Origin of the sequence: Mangrovicoccus ximenensis, assembly GCF_003056725.1 — a bacterium.
Lineage (GTDB): Bacteria > Pseudomonadota > Alphaproteobacteria > Rhodobacterales > Rhodobacteraceae > Mangrovicoccus > Mangrovicoccus ximenensis.
Genome location: NZ_QBKZ01000016.1, coordinates 377,034 through 399,825, shown reverse-complemented (window position 1 = coordinate 399,825; position 22,792 = coordinate 377,034). Strand labels below are relative to the sequence as shown.

Below are 22,792 nucleotides of genomic sequence, written 5' to 3'. Positions count from 1 at the left end.
CACAAAGACTAGCGCAGCTTTGCCGGACTGTCATCATGCCGACGTCATTTGTCCTGTCTCCCCGGGCAGGAATGGCGCAAATATGGACGTTTATATACTCAATTAAACGATTTCTGGACGAATCCGGGCAGCATATGTTCTGCAGGCCCCGGGAAGGTCTTATTGTAACTACCAATCGACAACGTCATACCAATTGGAAAGCCAGCCGCCGAAAAGCGGCCGCCGCGGCACGTCCTGCGGCCAGATGCGGGACATGCCCGCCCCCCGGAAACCGGAACATGAAGGACCCCTCCCCGAAATGACTGCACCGATCGTCATGCCCCCGAAGCCGAGCGCGCTCGGCCGCCTGTTCGACAGCAAGAAGCCGATCATCGGCGTGGTCCACCTGGCCGCGCCTCCGCCAGCCCGGCGAGGTCCGCATCGGTGCCGGAGCTCATGCCGCGGCCCGCCGCGGCCGGTGGTACCAGCCCGCCACCGGATCGGCGCAGGGCGGGTAATGGTCCAGCCGCGCCTCCATCAGCGCATGGGGGTGGCCGTGGATCGAAAGCTCGTCGGTCACGTCCCAGCGCAGCCTCCGGAACAGCACCACGTTCTGCGCCTGCACATGTGCGCGGAAGCTGTGGCAGCCGCGGGCATTTGCGGTGGAGACGGCCAGCCGGATCAGCTCGGCGCCGAGCCTCCCGACATGGCGGAAACCGCGGTCGACGGCGAGGCGCGAGCCCCACCAGAGGCCGGGCTGCTCCTCGTGGATGCGCACCGTGCCCACCACCTGGTCAGCCTCGTGGGCGTAAGTGGAGAGCGCCACCAGATGGGTGGCGATCAGGTCGGTCTCGTCGCGGTCATGCACCGCGAAGATGCCCTGTTCGCCGACGAAGACGCGGTGGCGCAGATCGGCGGCGCCCTTCGCCTCCCAGCGGGCGGAGGCGGCGCGGATATAGTAGCCCGGCGCCTGGAACTCGCGCGGTTCGGGAAAGATCATGCCGGCACTTTCAGCTTTTCGTAGGTGGAGAGCGCCGAGCAGGCCCCGCATTTGCCGCAGCCAGCCTTGATTTCGGAGGAGCGCATGCCGGAGGCTGTGACCATCGCCCCGAGCGGCCGCAGGATCGAGGCCATGAACGCGGATGTCGGCGCCGGATGGCTTTCCAGGGGCGTGCCCGAGATCGGCACGAAGGGCACGACGAAGGGATAGACGCCCATGGCGCAGAGTTTTTCGCTCATCGCCAGGATCGCTTCGGCGCTGTCGCCGAGCCCGGCGAGGATATAGGTCGAGACCTGGCCGCGGCCGAAGACCTTCACGGCGGCTTCGAAGCTGGAGAAGTATTTCTCCAGCGGTACGGAGGCCTTGCCCGGCATGATGCGTTCGCGCACCTCCTGCGTCACCGCCTCCAGATGCATCCCCAGCGCGTCGACCCCGGCCGCGCGCATCCGCTCGTGCCAGATGTCGTCCTCGGGCGGCTCGCATTGCGCCTGTATCGGCAGGTCGACCGCTGCCTTGATCGCCCGGGCACTGTCGCAGAGCACGGCTGCGCCGCGGTCCGGCCCCTTCGGCGTGCCGGTGGTCAGCACCATATGCGTGACCCCGTCGAACTCGACGGCGGCCTTGGCCACCTCGGCGAGCTGCTGCGGCGTCTTGTGCGCGACGGTCCGCCCGGCCGCCAGCGACTGGCCGATCGAGCAGAATTGGCAGGTCTTCTTCCGGCTCTCGTAGCGGATGCAGGTCTGCAGCACGGTCGTGGCCAGCACGTCCTTCGAATGCAGCACCGCGATCCTGTTCATTGCCACGCCGTCGCTGGTGGTCAGGTCGTAGAAATGCGGCCGCGCCGGGAAGCTGATCCGCGCCACTTCCGCGCCGTCGCGGGTGACGCGGCCCCGGCCGTCCGGGCCGGGCGGCTCGACCAGATACGGGCTGTCGAAGGCGGGCGCGGTATGGACCGGAACCATCACGGTCACGTCGCCGAGCGTCACCGCCTTGTGGTCCGAGGGCCCTGCGCCGCCGCGGCGGCTTTCATGCCCGGCGCGCGGATCGGCGAGGCGCATGCCGCGGGTCTGCAGGTCGTTGATCAGGGCGGAGCGGCCGGTCTCAGGCATCTTGGGCTTCCTCCTCTCCGGGGGCCTCGGTCACATGGCGGGTCAGGGCTGGGCGGGCATCGTGCAGGAGGCTCAGGAGTTCCGGCCGCGCGTAATGGCCGGCCGAGTCCATCATCCGCTTGCGCTTGGCGATGAGCTTCATGTCCATGTCCGCGATCACCATGCCTTCGCTCTCCGTCAGCGGAGGCGCCAGGTGGCGGCCTTCGGGCGAGATGATGCAGGTCATGCAGCCCGAGCGCATTGCCGTCTGCAGGGCCGGATCGGGATGGATCTGCGCGATCTGCGCCTCGGTCAGCCAGCCGGTGGAATTGACGACGAAGCAGCCCGCCTCCAGCGCGTGGTGGCGCATCGTCACCTCGATCTGGTCGCGGAAGATGTCGCCGACCAGGCTGCCCGGATAGTGCCCGGCATGGATTTCCTCGTGCTGGGCCATCAGTGCGTAGCGGGCGAGCGGGTTGTAATGCTCCCAGCAGGCCAGCGCGCCGACCCGGCCGACGGCAGTTTCCACGACCCTCAGCCCGGCGCCGTCGCCCTGCCCCCAGACCATGCGTTCGTGATAGGTCGGGGTGATCTTGCGGCGCTTGAGCGCGAGCGTGCCGTCGGCGTCGAAGACGAGCTGGGTGTTGTAGAGCGATCCGTGGTCGCGCTCGTTCACGCCAAGCACCACCACCGCCCCATGCTTGCGCGCCGCTCCGGCCACCGCCGCCATCTCCGGCGAGGGAATGGCGACGGCCTCCTTCATCAGCTCCAGATGCGGGGCGCCCTGCTGGACGGGCGGCAGCACGAAGGAGAAATACGGGTAGTAGGGCACGAAGGTCTCGGGGAAGACGATGAAGCGCGCGCCCTTGCCCGCCGCGTCGGCAATGGCATTCAGCACGCGCTCGATCGTGCCTGCGCGCCCCGAGAGGTCGGGGGCGATCTGGACCGCGGCAGCGCGGATCGTGTCGGTTCTCATGGGCGGGGCCTCCTGACAGGGAGCGGCAGCGGTGCGTCGCGTACCAGAGGGGTCCGGGGAGACCGGGTGCGGTCTCCCCGGCGGCTGGCGGGTCACACCGTCCAGGTGTCGAGGATCACGGCATCTGCCTTCTTGTGCAGCAGGATGCAGTCAAGCACGTCCTGCGGCGCGATCGGGACGATGCCCGGCAGCAGCGACGGCTCGCCATGGCCATAGAGCGCCTGCAGCGCGAAGCGGCAGGCATAGACCTTTCCGCCCTCTCCCATGAACTTCTTCAGGTTGACCGCGAAATTCTGGTGGCCGGGGAAGGCCTCGTCGCCGAGCGTCGGGAAGCCGCGCTGGATGCCCAGCGTCACGCCCGGGCCGTAGAGCAGGATCGAGGTCTCGTAGCCTTTGCGGTTCAGCCGGATGGCGTTGAGGATGTTCACCAGGCCGATCGAGCCTTCGAAGGCGACCGTATGAAAGGTCACCAGTGCCTTCTCGCCCTCGTCCGCCTTGACGTCTTCGAAGACCTTTTCCTCGTAATTGACGAAGAAATCCCCGTCCTTGTGCGCTTCCTTGGTAACTGCGGGCATCGCGATCTCCTTGGCTTGATGTCCTTGCATCGTGGTGACCTGCAAAATGACCGCAATCAAACATCAGTGCAATATACATACAATATTTTCACGAGAACCCTCGATATGGTTGATATTCGCGCGAATTCTGAGCTGAATTGAGAAATAATATAGCTAAAGTGAATCTGGGGCGGTGATCTTTTCCGGTAATATTCGAACATTGATGTGAATCAATATTCCATACATACAATCCGCTTCAATCCTGTCACATGCTGCGCTAGGACAAGCCATGACAGACTGGACCCCCCACATCGCCGGCAGCGGCAGGCCGCGCTACCTGGCGATTGCCGAAGCGATCGCCGCAGACATCCGCAGCGGAGCGCTGCTGCCCGGGGACCGCCTGCCGCCGCAGCGGCGGCTGGCCGAGCGGCTGGGCATCGACTTCACCACGGTCAGCACGGCGATCCATGGCGAATGCGGCGGCTACATGGTGCTGGGCGACGGCCTGACCGATGCGGGAGGCCATCGCCACGCGATGGCCGGGCTCCTGCGTCTCGAAACCAGCTTTGCCGCGCGGCGGCTGCATCTGGGCTATCGCAGCCTCGCCGCGGCGCGCGGTCCCTTCGCCGGGCATTGGGCGGGGCATGAATTCCACTATGCCACGACCGTCAGCGCCGCCGGCGCGCCGCTCTTTGCCGCCGCGGATGCCGAAGGCACCGTCCTGCCGCCGATGGGTCTCTGCGCGGGCAGCGTGACCGGCTCCTTTGCGCATGTCATCGCACCCCTGCCGCAGGGGGTTCCCAAAGTGAACGCCCCGGTCTAGGTGCGGCGGGACGCCTGCGAGGATTTCCCGATGACCGATGCCGCCTATTTCACCGATGACCGCCGTGCGAAACGCAATGTCGCGGTGCTGGTCGCGGCAATGGCGGTGCTCGGCAGCCAGATCACCATGATCTTCGTGATCGGCGGGCTGGCCGGGCAGATGCTGGCGCCGAATGCCTGCCTCGCCACGCTGCCGATCTCGCTGATCGTGTTCGGCTCGATGACCACGGCGCCCTGGCTCAGCCGGGTGATGCAGCGCCGCGGGAGGCAGGCCGGGTTCTTCATCGGCGCGGCGGGCGGGCTGGTCGGCTCGGCGATCGGCGCGGCGGGGCTGGTGACCTCGAGCTTTCCGCTGTTCCTCCTGGGGTCGTATTTCACCGGCATGTACATGTCGGCGCAGGGTTTCTACCGCTTCGCCGCTGCCGACCGCGCCTCGGAGGCGTTCCGGCCGAAGGCGATTTCCTATGTCATGGCGGGCGGGCTGATCTCGGCGGTGATCGGGCCGCAGATGGTCAAGGTCACCCATGACCTCTTCCTCGTGCCCTTCCTCGGGACCTACATGGTGGCGATGGCGCTCAACATCCTCGGGATGGGGCTGTTCTTCCTGCTCGACCTGCCGAAGCCCGCCGCCCGCGCGGCCGGGCCGCGCCGGGGCCGCTCGGTCCGCGAGCTGCTGGCCACGCCCGAGATCCTGGTGGCGGTCATCTGCGGCATGGTCAGCTACGGGCTGATGAACCTGGTGATGACCTCGACGCCCCTCGCCGTCGTCGGCTGCGGCTATGCCCAGGACAGCGCCTCGGACATCGTGACCGGCCATGTGCTGGCGATGTTCATCCCGTCCTTCTTCACCGGCCATCTGATCGCCCGCTTCGGCGCCGAGAAGATCGTGGCGGCGGGGCTGGCGATCCTTGCGCTCGCCGGGTTCACCGCGCTTTCGGGGGTGGAGCTGGGGAATTTCTTCGCCGCGCTGATCCTTCTGGGGATCGGCTGGAATTTCGGCTTCATCGGCGCCACCGCGATGCTGGCGCAGCACCACACGGCGGAAGAGCGCGGGCTGGTGCAGGGGATGAACGACGCGATGGTCTTCGGCTGCGTGACCTTTGCCTCGCTGGCTTCGGGCGGGCTGATGAACTGCACCGGCGGCAACCCGGCCGAGGGCTGGAGCGCGGTGAACATGGCGATGGCGCCCTTCCTGGTGCTGGCAGGGGGCGCGCTGATCTGGCTGGCGCTGCGCCCGAAGGAGGCCTGACGCCCCTCACCCCGGCCCTCTCCCCTCAGGGGAGAGGGAGGCTCACCAGCCCCGCAGGCGATGCGCCAGAAGCGAGACGTCGCGGCGGAAGGGCGAGATTTCCAGACGTCCCGCCGCCACGCGGCCGGGTTCTGCCCGCGCCATGCGCAGCACCGGCCCGGCCCGCCAGCCGGCCAGCTCCGGCGGCCAGCAGCAGCGCGTCGCCATCGCCCGGGCGCTGGCCTGCCGCCCCCAGCTGCTGCTCTTCGACGAGCCGACCTCGGCGCTCGACCCGGAGCTGGTGCGCGAGGTCAACGGCACGATCCGCGATCTGGCCCAGACCGGGCTGACCATGGTGATCTCGACCCATGATGTCGGCTTCGCCCGCACCGTTGCCGACCGGATCGTCTTCCTCAAGGACGGGGTGCTGGTCGAAGAGGGTCCGCCTTCGATCCTCGACAACCCGCAGACCGAGACCTTCGCCGCCTATCTGCGGCAGGAAGCGGAGGAGGCGCATGAGCCGCCCCTGCCGCAGCGCCTGCCCGATCCCCTGCCCCTGCCCGCGACGGAGCGCTGAGCATGTCCCTTCCCTTCGCCGCCGAGGCCCGCGCCGCGCTCGGGCCAGCGCTTTTCGACTACATGCAGGGCCGCGCGGGCGATGCCCACGCCGCCCCCGGCAAGGATGCCAATGCTCGGCCGCCGCCGCCTCGTCATAGGGTCCGCGCGGATGGGCGCCGTCGGGCTCGTCGCGCGGCACCAGCGGCAGGCCGGAGGCCACCGCGGTCATCCGGCCGATGCGCTGGATGAAGAGGAGCGAGCCGAGCGCCACGCCGGTGACGATCGCCTCGGTCAGCCCGCGGAAGATGGTCAGGAAGAAGGTCGCGCCCAGCACCATGGCCTCGCCCGATCCCGAACGGATCAGCACCGCGATTGCCGGGCGCTCGACCATGTTCCAGGCCACCACCGCCAGAACGCCGGCGAGCGCAGCCAGCGGGATATAGGCCGCCAGCGGCGCGGCGAGCAGGATGAAGAGCAGCAGGAACACCGCATGCAGCATCCCCGCCACCGGACCATGCGCGCCCGCGCGGACATTGGTCGCGGTGCGCGCGATCGTGCCGGTCACGCAGAACCCGCCGAACAGCGCCGAGCCGAGATTGGCCGCGCCCTGCGCCACCAGCTCGCAGTTCGAGCGGTGCCGCCGCCCGGTCATGCCGTCGGCCACGCTGGCCCAGCTCGGCCGCCCGGCCATCGTCGAGGGCATCGCCGACCGGCTGCTCGGGGATTTCGCGGCAAATGTCGCGGCGGCCGCAAGCGGCGAGGCGCCAGGCAAGGCGCAGGCGCCCGGATTGACCGGTTTGATCCTGGCGGCGCTGCGGAATATCCTGCGGCGCAGGCACAAAGGCGGAGGCTCCCCGTGACCGAAGACATGCAAGGACTGCCCGAGGCGCCGGACGAGGGCGGCGAGACCCCCGCGCTCCTGCGCGCGGCCTGCGACAATGACTGGGCGGAAACCGGGCTGCGCGACCGCCCCGGCTTTTTGATCCGGCGGCTGCACCAGATCCATACCGCGCTCTTCATGCAGGAATGCGCCAGCGAGGGCCTGACCCCGGTGCAGTATTCGGTTCTGACCGCGCTCGGCCAGATGGGTCCGTCGGAACAGATCGCGATTTCCCGCGCGGTCGGGCTCGACCGGACCAGCACGGCGGATGTCATGCAGCGGCTGGAAAAGCGCAAGATGATCCGGCGGCGGACCTCGCCGAAGGACCGCCGCTCCAAGATCGCGACCCTGACCGAAGTGGGCGAAAGCCTGCTCCAGCGGATCGACGCGGCGGCCTCGGCGGCGCATACGCGGACGCTGGAACCGCTCGGGCCGGACGAGCGGCGCGAGCTGATGCAGGCGATGCGCAAGATCGTCGACGCCTTCCCCGATCTCGAGCGCAAGGCGTTCTGAGACGGCCGGGCCTGCGCCCGGCCGCCGGGATCACAGCCCCATATAGGCCTCGCGGATGCGGGCATCGCCCGCCAGAACCGCCGACGGGCCGGTCATGGTCACGCGGCCGGTCTCGATGACGAAACCGTGGCTCGCGAGGTCCAGCGCGGTCAGCACGTCCTGCTCCACGAGGAGGACGCTGAGCCCGGTGCCGTTCACGTCTTTCAATGCTTCGCTCAAGCTTTCGACCAGCCGCGGCGCGAGGCCGAGGCTCAGCTCGTCGATCATCAGGAGCCGCGGCGCCGACATGATGCCCCGACCGATGGCACACATTTGCTGCTCGCCGCCGGACATGGTGGTCGCATCCTGGCCCGCGCGTTCGCGCAGGATCGGGAAGGTCTCCATGACGAAGTCGAGATCGCGCGCCACCTGCGCCTTGTCATGGCGCAGATAGGCGCCGAGCATCAGGTTGTCGCGGACCGACAGCCCCTTGAAGAGCCGCCGCCCCTCCGGCACATGCGCCACGCCGGCCCCGAGGATCGTGTCGGGCGCCGCCCCGCCGATCTCCTGTCCGGCCAGCCGGATCGAGCCCGAGCGCGGCGCGATCAGCCCCGAGATGGTGCGCAGCAGCGTCGTCTTGCCCGCGCCGTTCGAGCCGACGATGCAGGTGATCGCGCCCGCCTCGACCCGCAGCGACACGTCCCACAGGACCTGCACGTCGCCGTAGCCGGCCTCCAGCCCGTCGATTTCGAGGATCGTCTCAGGCACCGGCCATCTCCTTCTGGAATCTCTCGGCGAATTTCGGGCCGAGATAGGCCTCGATCACCTTGCGGTCATGGACCATCTCCTGCGGCGGCCCCTCGGCGATCAGCTCGCCATGATGCAGCACCAGCACGCGCGAGGACAGGCTGAGCACCACCTTCATCAGGTGCTCGATGATCAGGATCGACACGCCGCGCGCGGCGATCCGCCGGATCAGGTCGAGCGCGCCGTCGATCTCGGTGGCGTTCAGCCCGGCATTCACCTCGTCGAGCAGGAGCACCTTGGGCGACATGGCAAGGCTTTTCGCCAGCTCCAGCCGCTTGCGGTTCGGCAGGGTCAGCGAGGACGCGGGCGACTGCGCGACATGGCCGAGCCCGACGAAATCAAGCTCCCGCGCCGCATGGTCATGCGCCTCGGCGAGGCTCTCGGGATGCCCGCCGAAGAGCGCCGAGGCCGCGACGTTTTCCAGAACCGTCATCTTCGGGAAGGGCTGGACGATCTGGAAGGTCCGCGCCAGCCCGCGGCGCGCCGCCTGGAAGGGCTTCTGCTTCGTGACGTCCTGCCCTTCGAAGATCACCGTCCCGGCGGTCGGGGTGTGGACGCCGGTGATGGCGTTCACCAGCGTCGTCTTGCCCGCGCCGTTCGGCCCGATCAGCGCGACGATTTCGCCCTCTTCGAGCGTGAAGGACACGTCGTTCACCGCCTTGATGCCGCCGAAGGCGCGCGAGACGTTCCGCAATTCGAGAATGCTCATCCGGCCTTCCTTTCGGCGGCTTTGCGGCGGGGCTGGCGGCGCAGGATCGCGCGCCAGTCGAGCTTCAGGATGCCGCCCGGCAGGAAAAAGATCAGCGCGACGACGATGGCGCCCATGATCGCCCGGTTCCATTCGAGGAAGTTGGCCCAGAACAGCTCCTCGAGCAGGACGAAGCTGACCGCGCCGACGACCGGACCGAGGAGCGTGCCCGCGCCACCGAGCATCGCCATGACCGGCACCTTGACGGTGGTCAGGATGTCGAAGCTGTCGGTCGGGTCGATATAGCCGACCCAGGAGGCATAGACCGCCCCCACCGCGCCGGGGAAGATCGCCGACAGCACGAAGGCCGCGATCTTGTAGCGGGTGGTGTCGATGCCGACCATGTCGGCGGCATCCTCGTTCTGCTCGATGCAGCGCAGCCCGAAGCCGAGCCGCGACCGGTCGGTCAGAACGTTGGCCAGGAAGGCCAGCACGACGATGCCCAGCATGACATGGAGCACCAGCGCCGACACCTCGGGCGGACGGCCCTCGAGCAGCGGCACGTTCAGCCCGTTGCCGCCGCCCGTCACCTCGCCCCAGGACGACACGACGAGCCGCGAGATGTCGACCAGCGCGATCGAGCCAATGGCGAAGTAATGGCCCTTGAGCCGGAGCACGATGGCACCGAGCACGAAGGAGACGCCGCCCACGAAGGCGGCCGCGGCGAGCCAGGCCAGCGCGGCGGGAACGCCCGCGCGCTGCGCCAGCGCGCCGACATAGCAGCCGATGCCGTAGAAGGCCGCCGTGGCGAAGGACGGATAGCCGGTGAAACCGCCGATGATGTTCCAGCTCAGCGCCAGCGCGGTGAACATGGCGATCGAGATGGCGATGCGCACCTCGTAATTGCCCAAGGTCACCGGCGCCAGCGCCAGCGCCGCCACCCAGAGCGCCATGGCGATCAGCGGCCAGGGAGATTTCTTGGCCATCATTCGTATCCTTTCACGCCGACGAGACCTTGGGGCCGCACGATCAGCAAGACCAGCATCAGCACGAAGCCGATGGTGATCGCGTTCTGCGGCCCGATCAGCACGCCGGCGAAGCTTTCGATGATGCCGAGCGCGAGACCGCCGACAAGCGCGCCCGACACGCCGCCGAGCCCGCCGATGACGCAGATCACGAAGGCCTTGCCGAGGAACACGCCCGAGAGGTTCGTCGTCACCGGAAAGACCATGGCGAAGACCGACCCGGCAGCACCGGCCATCAAAGCGGCGATGCCGAAGGTCACGGCGTAGATGTGGTTCACCTTGATCCCCATCAGCGCCGCCGCCTCGCGGTCCATCCGCACGGCGACGATGGCACGGCCGATGCGCGACGTCCTGAGCACCACGAAGAGCAGCGCGGTCAGCGCCAGCGCGAGGCCCATGCCGATCAGCCGGTCGACGGGCATGACGACACCGAGAAACTCGACCCGTCCGAATTCCATCGACACCCGGCGCGGCGTGGCGGTGAAATACACCGTCATCAGGTTGTAGAGGATCATGTCGAGCCCGAAGGTCAGGGTCAGCGTGGTCAGCACCGGTGCCGAGACGACCTTGTTGATGAAGAGGTACTGCAGCCCGTAGCCGAGCCCGAACAGGAGCGCCGCCACGACGGGCAGCACCAGCACCGGGCTGACGCCCGTATATGCCCAGGCGAAATAGGTGAGGTAGCCGCCGAGCACGATGAACGACCCGTGCAGCATGTTGATGACGTTCAGCACGCCCCAGACCAGCGAAAAGCCGATGGCGATGCAGGCATAGAGCGTGCCCAGCACGATGCCGTTGGCCAGTATCTGCTCGAAACCCATGAGGTTCTTTCCTTGCAAGGTCCCCGGCCGGTCCGGCCGGGGATCGGCGGCCGTCAGTCGAGAAGCGTCATTTCGGCATCGGCGATGTTCGCGGGATAGAGGATCTTGATGCCCCCGCCCTGCACCTGGATGATCGGCATCTCGCGGCCCTGGTTCATGCCGTTGCCGCCGAACTTGATCGGGCCGTAGAAGGTCTCCAGATCGGTCGCGGCCAGCGCGTCGCGCATTGCCGCCGGCTCGAGCGTGCCCGCGCGGCCCGCCGCATCCGCCACCACGTCGAGCGCCGCGGCGCAGGAGCCGTGGACATAGTCCGGATCCTCGCCGTCCGACGCCTCGAGGAAGTCCTGGTAGAAGGCATCGGTGGAGGACCAGGCGCCCGCCACATCGGTGTAGCCCGCCGCATGGTGCCACCAGGTGGAGCTGGTCACGCCGTCGGCCAGCTCGCCCAGGCCCTCGGTGAACTCCTTGTAGGCCGGCCCCGTGACCATGGTGATGATCGGCGCCTCGATGCCCAGATCCTGCATCTGCTTGCGGCCGAGGATCAGGTCCTGGGTATAGCCGGTCATGTAGATCCAGTCCGGCTCCAGCGACTTGATGGTCGAGAGCGCGGCCGAATGGTCGATGGCGCCGACCGGGTAGAGCTCGTCATAGACGACTTCGAGCCCGCCCGACTTGGCCGAGTCCGAGGTCGCGGTCGCCATGGATTTCGGGAAGACGTCGTCGCGGCCGTAGATCGCCACGGTGCCCAGCTCGGGCATCTTCGCCTTGAACTCGGCGACCATCGCCTCGGTCATGCCGGTATTCGGCGCCAGCGTGCCGAACAGGTACTTGAAGCCCTGGTCATAGACCGAGACCGAGGAGGACACGCAGGCGACCAGCGGGATCTGGTAGCGTTCCGCCACGGCGGCGACGATCTTGGTGTGGCCCGAGCCGAAGGGCGCCATCAGAACGTCGACCTCGTCGTCGTTGATCAGCTTCTCGGCCAGCTGGCCTGCCCGCTTGCCGTCGGTCTGGTAGTCGTATTCGACGATCTCGACCTTCATCTTGGTGCCGCCGACATCGATGCCGCCCGCCGCGTTCACCTTGTCGGTCCACATCTTCCAGACCAGTTCCTGCTTGTGGCCCTCGTCGGCCAGCCCGCCGGTCAGCGCCAGCGGCGCGCCGATCTTGATCACGTCCTCGGCCGAGGCCGCCGTGCCGAGCGCCGCCGCGGCCAGCGCCGCCGAAAGTGCAGTGATGCGTTTGGTCGGGGTCATCTTCGCGTCTCCTCGTTGGCTGCGCCTTGTCCGGCGGTTCTCCGTGCTCCGGCGGCGCTTCATGCGGCCACCATATCGTCAGTATACCTCCTACCCGAATGCCGGATGGCATCCGGCAGGAATAGATGCAGATTTGGATAATCTTTCATCGCCGATCCGGAAGAGTGTCGGATTCGTCAGCAAGCTGCGAATTCGGTCCGGCCCGAAACGGCGTTCCGCGCCCCTGCCCAGGCGGACGCGCCGCGGCAGCAATCCGGACGCTCAAGCCCAATGCCACAGCCAGCAGCCGGGCTGACCCGGCCTGGCGCATGATCCGGATTTGCGGTGGCGGTCAAGCCGGACTCGAAGCACGCCCAATTCACGCCAAGGCTTCCGCCTGTTCGATTTGCAGGCAGGACCAGCCATTCATCCCGATGCGCCTCTTCTTCGGACGGGCGCAGCAAGCCGCCGCCTATCGAAGGAGATTTGCCACGATGATCGCTTGAACGGCGAGCGCCGCGCCGATCAGGACATGGAGGAAAAGGAATGCGCTGCTGCCCGCCGGACAAGACATGAGTGCGAACTCCAAGCCAAGACCGATGCAACTCGGGAAGATCCAAGGACGCGTGATTTTACCGAGCCCGTGACGATGGAACGCCGCAGCAGGACCGGCCCCTCGAGCGGTTTGTGCATCCGTTGCTCCGGCGCGTCTGAATAGGCCCTTTCCCTGGCGAGGGTAGCGGCGTTGAGCCTCAGCGAAGCGCAGCACATCAAGGGGATGGCCGTTACCGCGGAAACGGTGACGACGCCGACCATGAGGCCAACTGGGTTCGCATCGCTGCTGTGCAGACAGAGGCAGACGCCGACCAGGATCGGAATCGGAAACGTTAGCGACAGCAAGGCGGCCATGAGCGTTTCATGTGGAAAAGCTCTGCGGCCCAGCGTGACAGCCATAGCCTTGGGTGACCCGGGATTGAGCAAAGGACCCAGTGTTCGCAACATCAAACTGCTGCCAAATTCGCGTATCCGGCTGGCACCTTGGATCAGTCCCGACCGGCAGCGACCGGGTTCCGGCCAGCCTGCGCCGCGGGCTTTCGAAGGACAGCTCCCGTTCCGGTGAGGCAGCCACTCGCCCCGGCAAGGCCCGCTCGCTCGAAGGAGGCTACAGTCGGAGCATCAGCGAGTCATTTGCGCCGCCGCCTGCGCCAATGCAGGCAGACCTCGGGACTGGGCCAAGGTTTTCGGCGTGAACTCGCCGTCCGACCTGGTCCGGGCACAGTGCATTCGGCCATGCGCGCGCCAGACTTGGCGGAGCCCCAAAGGCTATCCGGGACAGGGAGATGCACATCTTCGGGAGCATCGAGGCCATGCAGCGGCGCGTCATCGGAACGCGCCCGAGCCTCTCCCGGCAAGCGATCTGCGCGCGCCCCTCGCGACCCGGCCGCCGGATGCCAGCCGCCGCCATGCCGGGCCATGGCAAGCTGGCGGCAAGGCACCTGCCCCGCCGCCAGCTTCCAAGGTCAGAAGGAAAATTCGCGCTTGCCCATCTGGATCGTGACCCATTTCACCTCGGTCAGCTCCTCCATCGAGTAGCGCCCGCCCTCGCGGCCGAAACCGGAATTCTTGATGCCGCCGAAAGGGACATGCGGCTCGTCGGAGATGGTGCAGTCGTTGACATGGACCATGCCCGCCTCCATGCGCATCGAGAAATCCATCGCCTTCTGCATGTCGTTGGTGATCACCGCCGCCGACAGGCCGTAGCTGGTGTCATTGGCGATCCGGAGCGCGTCCTCGCTGTCCTCGGCGGCGATCAGAGAGACGACCGGGCCGAAGGTTTCCTCGTGATAGATCCGCATCTCGGGCGTCACGCCTTCCAGCACGGTGGGCACATAGGTGCGCCCGTCATGGGTGGCGCCGGTCAGCACGGTCGCGCCCTTCTCGGTGGCATCGCCGATATGGCCGTCGATGAACTCGCATTGCCGCGCGCGGATCAGCGGGCCGATCACGGTCTCCGGGTCGCGCGGATCGCCGACCTTTATGCCCTTGGTCTTCGCCACGAACTTGTCGCGGAAGGTCTCGAAGATCTCCTTCTCGACGATCACCTTGGAATTCGCCATGCAAACTTGACCCTGATGCAGGAAGACGCCCCAGGCAGCGGCATCGACGGCATAGTCGATATCGGCATCCTTCAGCACGACGAGCGGGCTTTTCCCGCCCATCTCCAGCGTGAATTTCTTCAGGTTCTTCGCCGCCTCGACCGCAAGGTGCCGCCCCGTCCTGGTCGATCCGGTGAAGGTCACCATCTTGACCCGCGGATCCGCCATCAGACGGTCGCCGACCTCGGCCGGCACGCCCGGAATGACGTTCAGCACGCCGGCAGGCAGCCCCGCCTCGGCGCAGAGATCGGCCATCACCGCGCCCGACACGGGGGTTTCCTCGGAGGGCTTCAGGATGAAGCTGTTCCCGGCGGCAATCGCATAGACGATCTTCTTCATCGACAGCAGGAAGGGCGAGTTGAAGGGCGCGATCCCGGCGATGACGCCAAGCGGGCGGCGCACGGACATGCCGATCTGGCCCGGCATGGTCATCGGCATCGTCTCGCCCATTACATGGCGGACGTCGCCCGCTGCCGCACGGATGCAGTCCTGGACGTATTCGATCTCCCACAGCGCCTTGCCGTAGACCGAGCCGCATTCCTCGATCAGAAGCTCCTGGATCTCCTTGGTGCGGTCGGCGATCACCTCGGAGATGCGGCCGAGCATGATCTCGCGGTCGGCAACCAGCGTCGCGCCCCACTCCTTCGCCGCACGGTCCGAGGAGGCGATCGCGTCGTCGATCTCGGCCGTTCCTGCCTGGTAGCAGCGGGCGAAGACCTCGCCATTCGCGGGGTTGATGCAATCGAGAAGCGCGTTGCGCGAAGAGGCGCGCCACCCACCGTCGATGAAGAGCTTGTAGTGCTTCAGCCCGTCGATCTCGTCATAGCTCTGCGGGTTCATGGTTCTTCCCTCGTGTCAGTCGCGTCCCAAAGCCGATTTCGGCAGGATGCCGTGAATGCCCTTGTTGCCGTCCACGAGCTGCGTGACCCGCATGTCGGCGGCCAGCGAGCAGAGCGTGTAGGCATCGCCCCGGTGCATCGCGTGATCGGCTTCGAGCCAGTCGATCATCAGTCTGAGCGCCGTCTTCGCCGCATCATCGAGATCGGGATCGAAGGCCATGGTCATCAGCCAGTCGGCGTGTTCCGCGCGCGGCAGGCCGAGGCTCAGGTCCTTGCGCAGATGGAACTCGAAGCTGCCGGTCATGCAGGTCTCCAGCGCGGTCAGGCAGACTTCGCCATCGCCCTGCACGCCATGGCCGTCGCCGACGGAGAAGAGCGCGCCTTCGTTCCAGACCGGCAGGTAGAGCGTGACGCCCGCTTTCAGCTCCTTGTTGTCCATGTTGCCGCCATGCTCGCGCGGCTCGGCTGTGCTGATCCTGCCGTAAGAGGCCGGGGGCGCGACGCCGAGAATGCCGAAGAACGGGTCGAGCGGCAGGGTCTTGCCCCAGCTGGTCTTCACCGTCTTGGCTTCCAGATCGATCGGCATGTGCAGGAGCCGCCGCTCGGGGAAGTCCTCGGGCAAGGTCCCCAGAAGCGGCTCGACCACGTTCCAGCCCCAGCTGGCGCGCAGATCGCAGGCGAGGATGCGGACCTCCAGCACGTCGCCGGGCTCCGCTCCGTTCACCCATACCGGGCCGGTCAGGAAATGCGGGCCGCGGCCGCGCGGGCATTGCGCGTGAACGTCCAGATGCCCCGGCAGGATTTCCCAGCCTTCGCCTTCGGGCGGCATGTCCTCGGGCTCGCCCGACAGCGTGTCGAAGGTGACGGTGTCGCCGCTGTCGATGGCCAGCACGGCCGGGCGGGCGGCGTCGAAGCTGCCCCAGGCGACGGTTTCCGGCGTGGCGGGAAGGAAGTGATGCGCCATGGCTCAGCCTTTCACCGCGCCCATGGTCAGGCCGCGGACGATGTGTTTCTGCAGGAAGAAGACCACCACCATCACCGGCAGCGTGCCGACCATGCCGATGATCGCCATCTCGCCCCAGCGCACCCCTTGCGTGGTGATGAGCGAGGGGATGCCCACGGGCAGCGTCTTCACGGTCTGCCCGCCGAGCAGGAAGGCGTACATGAATTCGTTCCAGGCGAAGATGAAGCACAGCACGGCGGTCGCGGTGATCCCCGGACGCAGGAGCGGCAGCAGCACCTTCACGAAGGCCTGGGCGCGGGAATAGCCCTCGACCCGCGCGGCCTCCTCCAGCTCCAGCGGCAGGTCGCGGCAGAAGCTCGACAGCACCCAGACATAGAAGCTGAGATTGAAGGTCAGATAGGCGATGACGAGGCCCAGATAGGTGTCGAGCAGGTCGAATTTCGCGTAGATCAGGTAGTAGGGAATGACCAGGCAGACCGGCGGCGCCATCCTTGTCGCCAGCACGAAAAGGAACAGGTCGTCGCGGAACTTCATGTCCCGGTAGCGGGCGAAGGCATAGGCGGCGGGCGTGCCGATCAGCACGACCAGCGCCGTCGAGGCGCCGGAGACGATCAGCGAATTCACCAGGTAATGGTGGTAGCCGTTCTCGATCATGTAGCCGAAATGCTCGAAGGTCGGCGTGAACAGCCAGACCGTCGGGCGGGCGAACATCTCGGACTCGGATTTGAAGGCATAGCTCCACATCCAGAAGACCGGAAACAGGATCAGTGCCGCATAGGCGATCGAGAGCGTGGTGAAGATCAGGCTGTTGGCGCGGGACTTGTGCATGGGGCGCCTCTCAGAACACGTTCAGCCGCCGCTTGGCGATCTGGTAGAAGACGTTGCAGAAGACGAAGAAGACCAGCCAGATCACCACGGCCAGCGCCGAGGCGGTGCCGATCTCCCAGAAATCGAAGGTGTATTTGTAGCCCAGCACCGACAGGCTCTCGGTGGTGATGCCGGGCCCCCCATTCGTCAGGATGTAGATCGTGTCATAGACCTTGAAGGCGTCGATGGTGCGGATCAGCCCGATCACGACCAGCAGCGGCGCCAGCATCGGCAGGGTCAGGCGGAAGAAGATCTGCACCGGGTTCGCGCCGTCGACCTGCGCCGCCCAGAACGGGTTGGCGGGCAGCGCCTGCATGCCGGCGAAGAAGGTCAGCACCATGAAGGGCGTCCATTCCCAGATGTCGACGAAGATCAGCCCGTAGAGCGCCAGATCCGGCGAGGCGAAGACCGAGGCGCCCTCGAGGATGCCGAAGCGTTCGAGGATGTTGTAGCTGAAGAAGCCCCAGCTGCCCGCCAGCATGGTCTTCCACACCAGCCCGACGATGATCGGCGCCATCATCGAGGGGATGAAGAGGAACGGGATCAGCACCGAGCGGAACCTGATCTTCTGCGACAGCACCAGCGCGCCGATCAGCCCCAGCATGAATTCGATCGGCACCGCGATGACGACGAACAGCGCCGAGACCGACATCGAGTTCCAGAACCGCGCATCCGACAGGAGCTTGCGGAAGTTCTCCAGCCCGGCAAAGGCGCCGACCTGGCCGTAGCGGGCCTCGTGCAGGCTGATCCAGCCCATGTAGAGGAAGGGCACAAGCGCCACGACCGCCAGCGTCAGCATGGTCGGCGCGATCAGCGCATAGGGATACCAGCGGCTTTCGCGGTGATAGCCGTCATCGGTCGGCACCGCGGCGGCGGCGGATGGGGCGGAAATCTCGGTCATGGCTCCCTGCCGGGCATGGGACGGAAGGCGACGGCGCGGGGACGCGCCGTCCGGGGATCAGGGGATCACTGCAGCAGGCAGGGATCGCAGATCGCGGTGACTTCGGATTGCAGCGCGGCGGCGGCCTCTTCGGCGGTCATCTGGCCGAGGCCGACCTGCTGGAAGATCCGGTTCATCACGTCCGAGATCTGGAACCAGCGCGGCGCCTTCGGGGTGGCCTCGATGCCTTCGAGGCTGGCCTTCATCGCGTCATAGAGGCCGTTGAGCTGGTTGCCCTCCGACATCAGCTCCGCCCAGGAGCTGTCGCGCACCGGCACGCCGACGCCCGAGGCCAGCAGGTCGGCCTGGGTCTTCTTCTCGGCGGCCCATTGCAGGAAGAGATACGTCGCCTCGGGGTTCTCCGAATGCTTCGAGATGAAATAGCCCGAGGGTTCGCCCGCCGCGTGGTACTCGTCCTCCTCGCCATAGACCGGGGTCGGGCCGTAGACGAACTTGCCGTGCAGCGCCGAGGACCCCTCTCGGTCGATGCCGAGCACGAAATCGGAATAGGCGATCGACTGGGCGGCGATGCCGTTGCCCATGACGGTCGGCACGTCGATCAGCGAATATTCCGCCTGGCCGGGCGGCGAGAACTGCCACAGGTCGCCCCAGGTCTCGAGCCCCTTGACCACGGCCGGGCTGTCGAAGGTCGGGTGCCCCTCCGCGTCGAAGATGTCGTTGCCGGCATTCTTGATGAAGACCTGCCAGACCGGCACATAGGTGCCGCCGCCGTTCATGCCCTCCATGACGATGCCGTAGAACGGGCTGCCGAGCGTCTCGCCGGCCAGCGTCTCGCCCGCGGCGCGTGTGAAGAACTCGGCGATGTCGCGCAGCTGGGCGAAGGTTTCGGCCGGGGCCAGCGGATAGCCGTAGGCATCCTCGAAGGCCGCCATCTCGCCCGGGTCGGACAGCAGGTCGCCGCGCGCCCAGTAGACCATGTTGTAGTTCCAGTTGAGGAACGAATACTGCTGGCCGCCCTGGAAGGCGAGGCTCGTGAAGGCCGGGTCGATCAGGTCGTCCTGGCCGAATTCCGGATCGGTCAGCGCCGCATCGCCGAGATAGCCGTCGATCGGCAGCAGCACGCCGGCATCCATCAGGAGCCCGACCTGCAGGCTGTGCGCCATCACCGCGTCGTATTCGCCGCGCCCCGACAGCATGTCGGCCTGGCCGCGGTTGATCACCTCGAAATGGTTCAGCAGCTGGTAGTTGACCTTGATGCCGGTCAGTTCCTCGAATTGCGGGACGATCCCGGCGAACTGCTCCTGCAGCGGCGTGACCTCGTCGAGGATGGTGATCTCCACCCCCTGGTACGGCTTGGCGGCTTCCTCATAGCTCCAGGCCGAGGCCTGTCCGGCGGCGGCAAGTGCCAGGGCACTCAGTCCCGCCGCAAGGGCGGCTTTGCGTCGGTGCAGTGTCGCAGTCATGGCTGGATTTTCCCTGTTCCTGTTGGACGTCTTGTTTTTTCTCGTTGTCCTGCGGGGCCGTCATCAGATCGCCCTCCGCGTGTTCCCGTCGAAGAGCACGATCCCTTCGGGATCGATGCCGACGGCGATCTCCTGGTTGGCCTCGAACCGGTCGAGCCGCGGCGTCTTGAGCCGCAGCATCGTGCCGGCGAGCGTGGCGGTGATGATCGCGTGCTTGCCGAAGGGTTCCCAGGCATAGACGCGCAGCCCCGCATCCGAGCCGCCGACCGTCATCGCCGAAGGCCGCACCCCCAGGACCACGCCGCGCGGGCCGGGCTTCAGCCGCGCCGCCAGCCGTCGGCGGGGTTCATCCGCGCCACCTCGCGCCCGCCGCGCTTCGTGGCCATCGAGGCCGCGCCGAAATCGAGCTGGCTGTGCAGCTTGCCCCGCGGCTGGTTGGCGACCAGCTGGAAGGGATGCACCGCAGCCAGATCGGCGCCCAGCCATTCCTCGGGCGGCATCCAGGCCGGGTGGCCCGGCAGGCCCGCGGCCTCGACGGCCTCGCAGTAGATCTCCATCTTTCCGCTCGGGGTCTCCAGCGGATGGGCGTCCGGATCGGCATGGAACAGCGCCAGCCGCGACGGCGCGTCGGTGACCGGCAGCTCGAGGATGCCGCCCTCCATGAACTCCGCGAAGTCCGGTGCAGGCAGCTGGCGCTCGGCCAGCGCCGTGCGGGTGCGGGCATACATCCATGCCTGCCACTCCTCCGCGCTGCGCCCTTCGGTGAAGGCATCGGCGCAGCCGAGCCGCTCCGACAGTGCGGAGAACACGTCATAGTCATGGCGCGGCCCGGCGATCGGTTCGGCCAGCTGCGGCATCGGGATCAGGAACGGGTCGTTGGCCGAGGCGCCGATATCGGCGCGTTCGGGCGTCACCGTGACCGGGAAGACGATGTCGGCATGGCGGGCCGAGGCGGTGCCGACGCTGTCATGCACGATCACCGTGTCCGGCCGGGAGAAGGCGGCGCGCATGTTGTCCAGATGCTGGTGATGGTGGAACGGGTTGCCGCCCGCCCAGTAGACCAGCCGGATGTCGGCATAGTCGCGGGTCTCGCCCTTGTAGGTGTAGCTCTTGCCGGGGTTCTGCAGCAGCTCGGCGATGCGGGCCACCGGGATGAAGTCGCCAGACCGGTTCTCGCCCTGCGGCAGGGTCGGCAGCGGCACGGCAAGCTTCGGCTTGCCGACATTGCCGATCGAGGCGAGCCCGTAGGAAAACCCGCCGCCGCGCCTGGCGTTCTGGCCCAGCATCGCCGCCAGCACCATCGCTGCCCAGACCGGCTGTTCGCCGTTGCGCGCGCGCTGCAGCGCGTAGGCGACCGAGATATGGGTACGGCGGGCGGCGGCACTGCGGGAGAGGTCGCGGATCGTCCCTGCCGGGATGCCGGTGATTGCCGCCGCCCAGTCCGGCGTCTTGGCGGTGCCGTCCGCCGTCCCGTCCAGATAGGCGAGAAAGCGGTCATAGCCGGTCGTGCAGCGGTCGAGATAGGCCCGGTCGGCCAGGCCCTCGGCGGCCAGCACCTGCGCCATGGCCAGCATCAGCGCCACGTCGGTTCCCGGGCGCGGCGCGATCCGGGTCAGGCCGGGCAGCTCGTCCATGTCGTCGGCGATCGGGCTGACCGAAACGAAGCGGCAGCCGCGCGCGGCGGCGGCCTTCAGCGAGGGGCGCGCGACATGCTGGCTGTTGCCGCCCGGACTGACCGCGAGGTTGCGCACCGGCATGCCGCCGAAGGCGATCAGCAGCTCGGTCTCCTCCGCGATGTCCTGCCAGAAGGGCTGTTCCATCATCATCGAGATCGGATGGCCCCAAGTCATCGACAGGATCACCGAGCCGGCCGCCGAGGAATAGGTGTCGACCGAGGCGACGTAGCCGCCGAAGGCGGTGTTGAGGAAGCGGTGGACCTGGCTCTGCGCATGGTGGAACCGCCCCGCCGAGGACCAGCCGTAGGAGCCGCCGAAGACATGAGCCCCGGGGACCGTCTCGGGCAGGTCCGGCCCCGCGCCCAGACGCATCATCTCGGCAGCGGCGATGTCGAGCGCCTCGTCCCAGGGCACTGCCACGAACTCCTCGCGCCCGCGCATCGGATCGGGGCCGGGGCCGCGCTCCAGCCAGCCGCGGCGGATCAGCGGCTGGGTGAGCCGCGCCGGATGGGTCAGCGCGGCGGGGATGTTGGCGAGGATCGGCGAGGGATCGGGATCGCCTTCGAAGGGCCGGATCTCCAGGCCCTCCGGGGTCTGCCTTGCATGGAAGGTGCCCCAGTGGCTGGAATGGGGGCGGAAGGGAATCTCGGTCATCTCGGCTGTCCTGTCTGCGCTTCCATGCCCTCCCACCGGCGCGGCCTCCGGTCAAGCGTTCCGGCGGATCAGAGGACGAGGACCAATGCCAGGCCGGCCGCGGAGATGAAGATCCATGCGAGGAAGCCGAGCGCCAGCGGCCGCAGCCCGGCGCGGCGGAGCTTGCGGATATCGGTCTCCAGTCCCATCGCGGCCAGGGCCATGGCCAGGAGGAAGCTGGTCGCGGCGGCCGCGGCGTCGCGGGCCGGATCGGGCAGGGGCAGGACGGAGTTCAGCACGGCCATGGCGAGGAAGCCGAAGACGAACCACGGCACCGGCACGGCGGCGCCGCCGCGGCCATGCCGATCAGGGCGGCGCGCGCCAGGCGGCCTCCCGGGACTCCGATAGCGGCCGTCATGTCCGTTCCTCCCCCCGGGCGCCTTCATCTTCCGCCTCCTCGCGGTAGACGAAGGCGCCGATCCTGATCCGCCCCGCCGGGCCGCCCTGCCCGGCATCCCGGCGCTGAAGCCGCAGCGCCTCGGCATTGAGTTCGGTCAGCAGCGCCAGCTGCCGGTCCCGCGCCAGCCGTTCCAGCGCGTCGAGCGACGCTTGCGACAGCTTGTTGTAATGCACCGCCCGCTCGAAGAACGGCCCCGGCTCCGGCGCCGCCAGCAGGTTGGCCGCCGCCGCCTCGGCATGGTCGCCCAGATTGGCGGCATAATAGCCGGTCAGCATCGCGGAGTCGCGGCTCGGCACCAGGCTGCCGGCCAGCAGGCGGACCTCCTCGCCCGGAGCCTCGGCAAGGCCGAGCCGCAGCATCTCGTCGAGCAGCGTGCGCGGATGCACGTCGCGGCCGATCTCGGCGTATGCGCTGCGCCGCTGGTTCGTGGACCCGGACAGCCTTGCGGCGATCGCCGCCTGGACCGAGGCCGGCCCGGACGCCGGGGATTTCGCGGACCTGCGCGACGCCGCCGGCAGCCTGGCCGGGATTTCCGGCCTGATCGCACGGGGTCTTGGGTTCGGCTCGACGCCGCTGGCATTGACCGTGCTGATCGACGGCGCGCTGGCCGAACTCGAGCTGACGGCCCCGGCCATGGACCGGGCCGCGATTTCGGTCGCCCGGGGACGCCAGCCGAGCTT

General features: G+C 67.5%; 21 protein-coding genes and 3 pseudogenes. 5 read left to right on the top strand and 19 right to left on the bottom strand.

The features are described 5' to 3' along the window. Nucleotides 1–433: 433 nt before the first annotated feature. The 4 genes from C7T91_RS22225 to C7T91_RS22210 all read right to left on the bottom strand — a co-directional run bounded on the left by C7T91_RS22225 (nucleotide 434) and on the right by C7T91_RS22210 (nucleotide 3,618). Nucleotides 434–979, bottom strand: coding sequence for an MSMEG_0567/Sll0786 family nitrogen starvation N-acetyltransferase (locus C7T91_RS22225; RefSeq protein WP_108261260.1), 546 nt, complete (start codon nucleotides 977–979; stop codon nucleotides 434–436). Then, on the bottom strand, nucleotides 976–2,088 hold the full coding sequence (locus C7T91_RS22220; RefSeq protein WP_108261258.1) for an MSMEG_0568 family radical SAM protein: 1,113 nt from the start codon (nucleotides 2,086–2,088) through the stop codon (nucleotides 976–978). Before C7T91_RS22220 ends, C7T91_RS22225 begins: the two co-directional genes overlap by 4 nt. After that, nucleotides 2,081–3,043 carry a Nit6803 family nitrilase gene (locus tag C7T91_RS22215; RefSeq protein ID WP_108261256.1) on the bottom strand — a complete coding sequence of 321 codons (963 nt, stop codon included), beginning with the start codon at nucleotides 3,041–3,043 and terminating at the stop codon, nucleotides 2,081–2,083. The genes C7T91_RS22220 and C7T91_RS22215 overlap by 8 nt, the downstream gene beginning before the upstream one ends. A gap of 92 nt (nucleotides 3,044–3,135) precedes the next feature. Then, nucleotides 3,136–3,618, bottom strand: a complete 483-nt coding sequence (locus C7T91_RS22210; RefSeq protein WP_108261254.1) for an MSMEG_0572/Sll0783 family nitrogen starvation response protein — start codon at nucleotides 3,616–3,618, stop codon at nucleotides 3,136–3,138. 268 nt (nucleotides 3,619–3,886) lie between these two features. On the opposite strand from C7T91_RS22210, the pseudogene C7T91_RS39845 reads away from it, so the two are divergent. The 4 genes and pseudogenes from C7T91_RS39845 to C7T91_RS22190 form a co-directional block, all read left to right on the top strand. Then, nucleotides 3,887–4,051, top strand: a pseudogene (locus C7T91_RS39845) (GntR family transcriptional regulator); the annotation flags it as partial. Between the two features lie 3 nt (nucleotides 4,052–4,054). After that, a pseudogene (locus C7T91_RS22205) lies at nucleotides 4,055–4,420 on the top strand (cobyrinate a,c-diamide synthase); the annotation flags it as partial. A gap of 30 nt (nucleotides 4,421–4,450) precedes the next feature. Further along, on the top strand, nucleotides 4,451–5,668 hold the full coding sequence (locus tag C7T91_RS22200) for an MFS transporter (protein WP_108261250.1): 1,218 nt from the start codon (nucleotides 4,451–4,453) through the stop codon (nucleotides 5,666–5,668). Nucleotides 5,669–5,810: 142 nt separating this feature from the next. After that, entirely contained in the window at nucleotides 5,811–6,224 is a 414-nt protein-coding gene (locus tag C7T91_RS22190) for an ATP-binding cassette domain-containing protein (RefSeq protein ID WP_108261248.1), read from the top strand. Between the two features lie 120 nt (nucleotides 6,225–6,344). On the opposite strand, the pseudogene C7T91_RS22185 reads toward C7T91_RS22190, so the two are convergent. Beyond that, nucleotides 6,345–6,875, bottom strand: a pseudogene (locus C7T91_RS22185) (SulP family inorganic anion transporter); the annotation flags it as partial. Nucleotides 6,876–7,061: 186 nt separating this feature from the next. Between C7T91_RS22185 and C7T91_RS22180 the strand changes: the two are divergent. Next, nucleotides 7,062–7,598 carry a MarR family winged helix-turn-helix transcriptional regulator gene (locus C7T91_RS22180; RefSeq protein ID WP_201742200.1) on the top strand — a complete coding sequence of 179 codons (537 nt, stop codon included), beginning with the start codon at nucleotides 7,062–7,064 and terminating at the stop codon, nucleotides 7,596–7,598. 30 nt (nucleotides 7,599–7,628) lie between these two features. Here the strand turns inward: C7T91_RS22180 and C7T91_RS22175 are convergent, their stop codons facing one another. The 14 genes from C7T91_RS22175 to C7T91_RS36545 all read right to left on the bottom strand — a co-directional run bounded on the left by C7T91_RS22175 (nucleotide 7,629) and on the right by C7T91_RS36545 (nucleotide 22,498). Continuing rightward, entirely contained in the window at nucleotides 7,629–8,345 is a 717-nt protein-coding gene (locus tag C7T91_RS22175) for an ABC transporter ATP-binding protein (protein ID WP_108261246.1), read from the bottom strand. Further along, nucleotides 8,338–9,093 (bottom strand): ABC transporter ATP-binding protein, encoded by a 756-nt coding sequence (locus C7T91_RS22170; RefSeq protein ID WP_108261244.1) that lies wholly within the window; start codon nucleotides 9,091–9,093, stop codon nucleotides 8,338–8,340. Before C7T91_RS22170 ends, C7T91_RS22175 begins: the two co-directional genes overlap by 8 nt. Further along, nucleotides 9,090–10,058: a branched-chain amino acid ABC transporter permease gene (locus C7T91_RS22165; protein ID WP_201742199.1), complete on the bottom strand. Its 969-nt coding sequence runs from the start codon at nucleotides 10,056–10,058 to the stop codon at nucleotides 9,090–9,092. The genes C7T91_RS22170 and C7T91_RS22165 overlap by 4 nt, the downstream gene beginning before the upstream one ends. Beyond that, the gene (locus C7T91_RS22160; RefSeq protein ID WP_108261242.1) at nucleotides 10,058–10,918 is read right to left on the bottom strand and encodes a branched-chain amino acid ABC transporter permease; all 861 of its coding nucleotides are present in this window, start codon (nucleotides 10,916–10,918) and stop codon (nucleotides 10,058–10,060) included. The genes C7T91_RS22165 and C7T91_RS22160 overlap by 1 nt, the downstream gene beginning before the upstream one ends. 53 nt (nucleotides 10,919–10,971) lie before the next feature. After that, the gene (locus C7T91_RS22155) at nucleotides 10,972–12,174 is read right to left on the bottom strand and encodes an amino acid ABC transporter substrate-binding protein (protein ID WP_108261240.1); all 1,203 of its coding nucleotides are present in this window, start codon (nucleotides 12,172–12,174) and stop codon (nucleotides 10,972–10,974) included. A 1,499-nt stretch (nucleotides 12,175–13,673) separates the two neighbouring features. Continuing rightward, a complete protein-coding gene (locus tag C7T91_RS22150) occupies nucleotides 13,674–15,149 on the bottom strand; it encodes an aldehyde dehydrogenase family protein (protein ID WP_201742198.1) in 1,476 nt (491 codons plus the stop codon). Nucleotides 15,150–15,164: 15 nt separating this feature from the next. Beyond that, complete coding sequence (locus tag C7T91_RS22145) at nucleotides 15,165–16,112, bottom strand: acetamidase/formamidase family protein (RefSeq protein ID WP_108261238.1); 948 nt, start codon at nucleotides 16,110–16,112, stop codon at nucleotides 15,165–15,167. 3 nt (nucleotides 16,113–16,115) lie between these two features. Beyond that, on the bottom strand, nucleotides 16,116–16,940 hold the full coding sequence (locus C7T91_RS22140; RefSeq protein ID WP_108261236.1) for a carbohydrate ABC transporter permease: 825 nt from the start codon (nucleotides 16,938–16,940) through the stop codon (nucleotides 16,116–16,118). Between the two features lie 10 nt (nucleotides 16,941–16,950). Further along, nucleotides 16,951–17,880, bottom strand: coding sequence for a carbohydrate ABC transporter permease (locus C7T91_RS22135; protein ID WP_201742197.1), 930 nt, complete (start codon nucleotides 17,878–17,880; stop codon nucleotides 16,951–16,953). Between the two features lie 65 nt (nucleotides 17,881–17,945). Beyond that, nucleotides 17,946–19,343: an extracellular solute-binding protein gene (locus C7T91_RS22130; RefSeq protein ID WP_108261234.1), complete on the bottom strand. Its 1,398-nt coding sequence runs from the start codon at nucleotides 19,341–19,343 to the stop codon at nucleotides 17,946–17,948. Between the two features lie 63 nt (nucleotides 19,344–19,406). After that, nucleotides 19,407–19,643 carry a TOBE domain-containing protein gene (locus C7T91_RS22125; RefSeq protein ID WP_108261232.1) on the bottom strand — a complete coding sequence of 79 codons (237 nt, stop codon included), beginning with the start codon at nucleotides 19,641–19,643 and terminating at the stop codon, nucleotides 19,407–19,409. A gap of 17 nt (nucleotides 19,644–19,660) precedes the next feature. Next, nucleotides 19,661–21,673 (bottom strand): molybdopterin-dependent oxidoreductase, encoded by a 2,013-nt coding sequence (locus tag C7T91_RS22120; protein ID WP_108261230.1) that lies wholly within the window; start codon nucleotides 21,671–21,673, stop codon nucleotides 19,661–19,663. A 68-nt stretch (nucleotides 21,674–21,741) separates the two neighbouring features. Continuing rightward, a complete protein-coding gene (locus tag C7T91_RS36550; protein ID WP_236638409.1) occupies nucleotides 21,742–21,993 on the bottom strand; it encodes a putative sulfate exporter family transporter in 252 nt (83 codons plus the stop codon). 73 nt (nucleotides 21,994–22,066) lie between these two features. Then, entirely contained in the window at nucleotides 22,067–22,498 is a 432-nt protein-coding gene (locus tag C7T91_RS36545) for a hypothetical protein (RefSeq protein WP_236638408.1), read from the bottom strand. Nucleotides 22,499–22,792: the final 294 nt, after the last annotated feature.